Annotated in this window: 6 protein-coding genes; 2 read left to right on the plus strand and 4 right to left on the minus strand. The window is 45.8% G+C overall.

Annotated features, from left to right (window positions below):
- Nucleotides 1–30: 30 nt before the first annotated feature.
- Nucleotides 31–855, plus strand: coding sequence for a sulfite exporter TauE/SafE family protein (locus B7X71_RS10370; RefSeq protein ID WP_293597774.1), 825 nt, complete (start codon nt 31–33; stop codon nt 853–855).
- A 59-nt stretch (nt 856–914) separates the two neighbouring features.
- Nucleotides 915–1,412 carry a hypothetical protein gene (locus tag B7X71_RS10375; RefSeq protein ID WP_293597773.1) on the plus strand — a complete coding sequence of 166 codons (498 nt, stop codon included), beginning with the start codon at nt 915–917 and terminating at the stop codon, nt 1,410–1,412.
- A gap of 89 nt (nt 1,413–1,501) precedes the next feature.
- Here B7X71_RS10375 and B7X71_RS10380 read toward each other — a convergent pair whose 3' ends face one another.
- The 4 genes from B7X71_RS10380 to B7X71_RS10395 all read right to left on the minus strand — a co-directional run bounded on the left by B7X71_RS10380 (nt 1,502) and on the right by B7X71_RS10395 (nt 6,399).
- A complete protein-coding gene (locus B7X71_RS10380; RefSeq protein WP_293597772.1) occupies nt 1,502–2,230 on the minus strand; it encodes an ABC transporter ATP-binding protein in 729 nt (242 codons plus the stop codon).
- A gap of 31 nt (nt 2,231–2,261) precedes the next feature.
- Complete coding sequence (locus tag B7X71_RS10385) at nt 2,262–4,190, minus strand: ATP-binding cassette domain-containing protein (protein WP_293597771.1); 1,929 nt, start codon at nt 4,188–4,190, stop codon at nt 2,262–2,264.
- A gap of 2 nt (nt 4,191–4,192) precedes the next feature.
- Complete coding sequence (locus B7X71_RS10390) at nt 4,193–5,071, minus strand: branched-chain amino acid ABC transporter permease (RefSeq protein ID WP_293597770.1); 879 nt, start codon at nt 5,069–5,071, stop codon at nt 4,193–4,195.
- Nucleotides 5,072–5,220: 149 nt separating this feature from the next.
- Nucleotides 5,221–6,399 (minus strand): ABC transporter substrate-binding protein, encoded by a 1,179-nt coding sequence (locus B7X71_RS10395; RefSeq protein WP_293597769.1) that lies wholly within the window; start codon nt 6,397–6,399, stop codon nt 5,221–5,223.
- Nucleotides 6,400–6,441: the final 42 nt, after the last annotated feature.

Consider the following 6,441-nt stretch of genomic DNA (forward strand, 5'->3'; position numbering starts at 1 on the left):
ATATACTATATTAATCTAAAATAAATTGCAATGGACTACTCAACCCTGATCAGCCCCTCGCTAGGTATCCTAGTTGGCATCCTCATGGGCCTTACTGGCGCAGGTGGCGGGATTTTGTCTGTGCCGCTCTTAGTCTTCTTTTTGGGACTGCCCATTGCAGAGGCAGCACCAATTGCACTATGTGCAGTCGCCCTTGCTTCTAGCGTTGGCGCTATTCTGGGCCTCAATAACAAGATCTTGCGCTATAAAGCAGCGATTTTCATGGCGATCTTTGGCTTAATCCTCTCTCCTGTAGGGCTCTGGCTAGCACCGCAGATTCCGAATGCGCCCTTACAAATTCTATTTAGCTTGATCCTCCTGTATGTAGCAGTGCGCTTATTGCTGCAAGCGCGCAATGAGCTGAAAGGCATCCCAGAGGAAAATAGAAAACCCCCGCCTTGCTTAGTTAATCCTGCCATTGGAAAACTCCAGTGGACCGTGCCTTGTGCGCGCGCCCTCATGTTCGCTGGTAGCATTGCAGGCTTTTTATCCGGCCTGCTCGGTGTTGGCGGTGGCTTTATCATCGTGCCAGCACTCAAACGCTATACCAACTTGCCAGTGAAATCCATCGTCGCCACCTCTCTTGGAGTGCTAGCCATCATCACCGGTGGTGGAGCTATTTTCTCGGCGGTGAACGGTAGCTTAAATATCTTTCTTGCGGCGCCTTTTGCACTCGCCGCCTTAGGTGGATTATTGATTGGACTGCTTCTGGGGAAAAAATTGAGCGGTCCGCATACTCAACTCGTTTTCTCGATCTTCACCTTGGTGATTGCGATTAGCCTACTCATTAAAGGCATACTCATTTTAAATTCGTGAAACGCCCAACAGCTTCTTTTCTTCTCATTTTTTCTCTCGTGCTATTGGGAGTCCTACTCATGTCTCTTAAACCCAGCTCTCTTTTAAGCAGCTCAGTTAGCAGGATCTCCGGAACCGTTAGCAATCTCAATAATGAGCTCTTGGAATATGTAAATCCAGAAAAGCCCACTCACGATCACTCTTCGGTGTATTACCAGCGCTTCTTTATCTCGACATTTCATTTAAATAATCGCGCTATTGAAGCTAAATTTTCAACACCGATGGTGGTGAGCAATGGCGATGACATCATAGTCTCCGGCTATCAAAATGGAAATGGCTTTCAGGTGCTCGCATACACCAACAAAACTCAGCAAGTCAGTAAACATGAAAGCTGGATTGTTCTAGGCTTAGGGGCACTCTTCTTCATGGCTGTTGCCCTGGGACTTCTCAATTCAGAATTGGTGGCTGAGGGCGCTTTAGTTCCTAAGTTATTTCTGATTGGATTTGTGGGTGTTGCCTTCTATATGGGTTATCGCGCCCTGCTCATTCGCGAGGCGATCTCACTACTCCAGAACTAGTTAGGCAAATAACTCGATCGCGCCTCTCGCACCCCAATAGAAAAAGCCCTCTTTCAAGGGCTTTTTAACCAACACGCTCATGCTAAATCTTAGTGGCCACCAGCCCCACCTAAGTAAGCAGCTTTTACAGCAGGATCATGCATCAACTTATCTGCTGGGCCATGGGTTGCAATCTTACCGTTCTCAAGCACATATCCGTAGTCAGCAACGTTCAGGGCTGCGGCAGCGAACTGCTCCACCAATAACATTGTCACGCCTTGTGATTTGAGATTAGAAATAATCTTAAATACTTCCTCAACCAAAATTGGCGCTAGACCCATTGATGGCTCATCCAACAGAATGATCTCTGGGTTCAGCATCACAGCACGCGCCATCGCCAACATCTGTTGCTCACCACCTGACAAGGTTCCAGCTAATTGGTTACGACGCTCTTTTAAGCGCGGGAACATTTCTAGAGCACGCTCTAGATCATTCTTGATATCGCCTTTTGGGCGGCTACCTGTAAAGCGCGGAAATGCACCTAACAAGAGGTTGTCATTCACGGACATCGTCGTAAATACACGGCGACCCTCTGGACTATGCGCTAAACCAAGGCGGGCAATTTTATGAGAGTCGTAACCATCAATTTGCTCGCCAGCCAAGGTTACTTCACCAGCTGTAGGCTTAATCATGCCGGTAATAGCACGCATGGTAGTTGTTTTACCAGCGCCGTTTGAGCCGATCAAGGTAATGACTTGTCCCTTAGGAACATCAATATTGATGCCGTGCAGAACTTTTACTTTGCCGTAGCCTGCTTCAAGATTCTTAATAGATAACATGGTATTTACCGATTCAATATAGTTCTAGTGATTAAGTACCCAAGTAGGCATGAATCACCTTCTCGTCTGCCTGAACTTCAGCTGGTTTACCTTCTGCAATCTTCTGACCGAAGTCCAATACAGAAACGGTGTCGCACACTGACATCACCACATCCATATGATGCTCAATCAGGATGAAGGTAATACCGCTATCGCGGATCTTACGAATAATGCGCAAGAGTTCTTTAATGTCTGGAGCCGTCAAACCAGCAGCCGGCTCATCCAACAAGAGCAACTCTGGATCCAAGGCCAAGGCACGAGCGATCTCCAAGAGACGTTGCTTACCGTATGGCAAGTTACGCGCTTCTTCATTTGCCAGGTCATCGAGGCCAACGAACTTCAGAAGCGCCATTGCACGGGCATGCGCTTCAGCCTCTTCCTTCTTGTAACGCGGCAGATTCAATGCGATCTCGACCATGTTGGACTTGAAGGTGTGATGTAAACCAACCAAAATGTTTTGAATGGCAGTCATTTCACCGAAGAGCTGTACGTTCTGGAAGGTACGAGCGATACCCGAAAGTGCGATGTCTGATGAAGTACGACCAACTACGCTTTGACCAGCATAGAGAACGTTACCTGCTGTAGGCACGTAAATACCAGTCAACACGTTCATCATCGTGCTCTTACCGGAACCGTTAGGACCGATCAAGCCATGAATTGTGCCGCGCTTGATGCTCAGATCAACATTGTTCAATGCTTTCAAGCCACCAAACTGCATCAATACGGAATCGACTTTGAGGAGCTCAGCACCAGTATTTTGATCGCTAACCTTGCTGATAAAGCTAATGGAGTCGTCCACTGCTTCAACTTCCTCGCCACGAGTTGTTTTTGTCTTGCCAACGATAGACTGGTAGAAGCTCTTCGCAAAACCAACAATACCGTTTTGGAGGTAGTACACCACCAACAAAATCATGAAACCAAAAATACTCAAGCGCCAATCTGAAATGCTATTGAGCCAGAATGAGAATGCAGCCAAACCAACAACGCCAGTAATAGGAACTGCTACACGTCTTAGTGTAGTGACCTTCTTGGAAAGTGCCATTGCAGCACCAACCACTACTACGATTGCGATGATTGAGGCAACGATACGGAACAGGAAAATATCGTCCAGGAGCTTTGGCAGCAACACAATAATGGCTGCACCAATAACTGCGCCTAAGCGTGACTTGCGTCCACCCATGATGATGCCAAGTAAAAACAGAACAGCAAGTTCGTTGTTGTAGGTATTTGGCGAGATATATTGCTCAGAGTAGGCATATAAGCAACCAGCCAAACCAGCAAAACCAGCACTAATCACAAATGCAATCACCTTAAAGCGATATACGGATACACCCATACAATCACAAGCAATTGGGCTATCACGCAAAGCTTCGAAGGCGCGACCGATTTGAGATTTCACAAAGCGGTCAACCACGATCATAGAGATGATCAAAATGGCGGAAATCAACCAGAAATACTCTGCCTTGGTCATTGGAACGCCCATCAGCTCTGGCTTTGGAATCTTGATGCCCAATGGGCCTTCAGTCAACCAAGTCATCTCATTAATCAGAATCTGCGCGATCGTACCAAATGCCAAAGTCACCATTGCCAGATATGGACCGATCACCTTCAATGCTGGTAAAGCCAAGATGCCGCCAAAGATCGCAGTAACAATAATCGCTGCCGGGATATTGACCCAAATTGGCAACCCAAAGTGGAAGTACAAAACACCAGCGGTGTAGGAGCCAATTCCAAATAAGGCGGCGTGCCCTAAAGAAACCTGACCCACATAACCCACCACGATATCCAAACCAAACAACAGAATGGTGTAGATCAGAATCGTTTCAGCTAAGTGAATGTAATAGGGATTATGAATAAACAGGGGTAAAACAAATAACCCCGCAATCGCAATTAATAGAGGTAATAGAGACTTCAATTTCATCATTAAACTTTCTTAATTGCAGATTTACCAAAGAGGCCTGATGGTTTGTATGCCAGCACTAGCAAGAGCAAGATCAAACCTGGCACATCTTTATAGCCAGTAGAGATATAAAAGCCAGTAGCTGTTTCAACGATTCCCAGAATCAAACCACCGACAATAATTCCCATACCGCTTGAGAGGCCACCAATAATCGCCACCGCGAAAGCCTTTAAACCCAGGGCACCACCCATAGCTGCACCAGTCAATGTCAGAGGTGCAATCAATACACCGGCAAAGGCTGCAGTTAATGAAGATAGCGCATACGAGAATGTAATTACCAGGCTGGTATTGATGCCCATCAAACCTGCTGCGTCGCGATCGTTTGCTGTAGCAACCACCGCTTTGCCGTAAATTGTTTTACGGTTAAAAAATTCTACTAACAACATCATGACTAGTGCACCTACTACTACCAGGATTTCCATTGGCAAAATGTTTGCCCCGAGAAATTCCATTGGCTCCATAGGTAGCGGCGATGGAAATGGCAATGCATCACGACCCCAGATATTTTCAGCTACGTTCTTAAAAATAATTCCGAGTGCGATCGTAGACATAATCCAGCCAAACTCAGACTTAATCTTGATAGCTGGACGCACACCGATAAGTTCAACAAAGCCACCCTGCAGCATTCCAAACAAGCAAACTACGGGAATCATGATCCAATAATTCATGCCAAAGGTATCTACGCAGGTCAGGCCGACTAAAGCGCCCAACATCAAGGCTTCACCTTGACCGAAGTTCAATGTGCCTGAAGTGGCAAAAGTTAGTTGGAAACCGAAAGCGATCACCGCATAGATCATCCCCACAGCGATACCGCTTGAGAGGATTTGTGCAAACATGTCCATTTTTATTGGCCTAAAAGAAAATACTTAAAACTGTTTTATTAACAAAGTCGTAATTGTAAGCAAAACGCCGCTTTTTGGGCGGCGCTTTGAACTAGCAAATGTTGCAGTGCAAAATAAATCAGGTTTTGCACTGCTGATTTGAACTCAAATTACTTCTTCTTAGCATCCTCTGCATGCATGAACTCAACACGGCCGTTTTCAACAACGCCCATGACTACGTCTTTAGCCTTGATTGCTTCGTGATCTGTCTTGCTAAATGGCTTGTTGTATGTCATCACAACACCGTCAACTGGCGTATTCAAGTTCTCCAAAGCACCTAAAATCTTTGGTCCTTCTGTGCTATTAGCTTGCTTGATAGCAGCGGCCAAGAGGTATACAGAGTCGTAACCTTGGGCTGCTGATACTGGAGAAGCAATGATGCCGTTCTTTGGCTTGAAATCCTTCAGGTATGCATCTACGAAAGCTTTACGCTTTGGTGTAGTTGCAGGGTTCTGAATGAAAGTCTCTGGCATTGTTGCGCCGTTACCATTCTTACCAGCCGTATCAATAAAGCTAGCCATAGACAATGTCCATGAACCGATCATTGGCTTCTTCCAACCCAACTTCGCCATACCGTTAGCAATTTGTGCCAACTCAGGTCCAATTGCGTAAGTCAAAACAACATCTGCACCAGCATTTTTTGCCTTGAGCAATTGTGAAGTCATATCGACGTCGCCAATGTTGAACTTCTCAGTAGCTACTGGAGTTACGCCATAGCCCTTCAATGCTTTTTCTAAGTCCTCACGACCCAACTGACCGTAGTTTGTAGAGTCAGCCAAGATAGCTACTTTCTTCAGACCACGCTTCTCAACCGCTTCTTTAGCGATCATTGGAGCTTGAATATTGTCAGCAGCAGCGTTACGGAAAATATAGTTCTCAGCAGCGTTAGGGAACTGCTTAGTAACGATCGTGCCGGTTGCCACGTTGTTCATCACTGGAATCTTTGCATCTTGGTAGAAGCGCTGAGCAGCCAATGAAACACCAGTATTAATAAAGCCCAAAGTAGCAACTACTTTTTCGTTGTTAATCAACTCTTGAGCAATTTGTACGCCACGCTCATTTTTTGCTTCGTCATCACGTTCAACTAAAACGATTTTGTTGCCGTTAATACCGCCAGCAGCATTGATTTCTTTTGCAGCTAAGCGCACACCATCACGCATACTCACACCCATAGAGGCAGAGCCGCCAGTGAATGGACCTGAAACGCCCAATTTGATATCGGCAGCGTAAGCGCCGGTTGTGAACATTGCTGCAGCAGCTACAGCAAAAATTTGACGACGAATATTCATAAAGTCTCCATGACTAAAAATACTAATTAAATAAAATCTTTT

The organism is Polynucleobacter sp. 39-46-10, assembly GCF_002282275.1.

What these genes read in the sequence shown, in the direction of transcription:
- B7X71_RS10370 (WP_293597774.1), top strand. Translation starts at nt 31, where the DNA reads ATGGACTACTCAACCCTGATCAGCCCCTCGCTAGGTATCCTAGTTGGC.
- B7X71_RS10375 (WP_293597773.1), top strand. Translation starts at nt 915, where the DNA reads ATGTCTCTTAAACCCAGCTCTCTTTTAAGCAGCTCAGTTAGCAGGATC.
- B7X71_RS10380 (WP_293597772.1), bottom strand. Translation starts at nt 2,230, where the DNA reads ATGTTATCTATTAAGAATCTTGAAGCAGGCTACGGCAAAGTAAAAGTT.
- B7X71_RS10385 (WP_293597771.1), bottom strand. Translation starts at nt 4,190, where the DNA reads ATGAAATTGAAGTCTCTATTACCTCTATTAATTGCGATTGCGGGGTTA.
- B7X71_RS10390 (WP_293597770.1), bottom strand. Translation starts at nt 5,071, where the DNA reads ATGGACATGTTTGCACAAATCCTCTCAAGCGGTATCGCTGTGGGGATG.
- B7X71_RS10395 (WP_293597769.1), bottom strand. Translation starts at nt 6,399, where the DNA reads ATGAATATTCGTCGTCAAATTTTTGCTGTAGCTGCTGCAGCAATGTTC.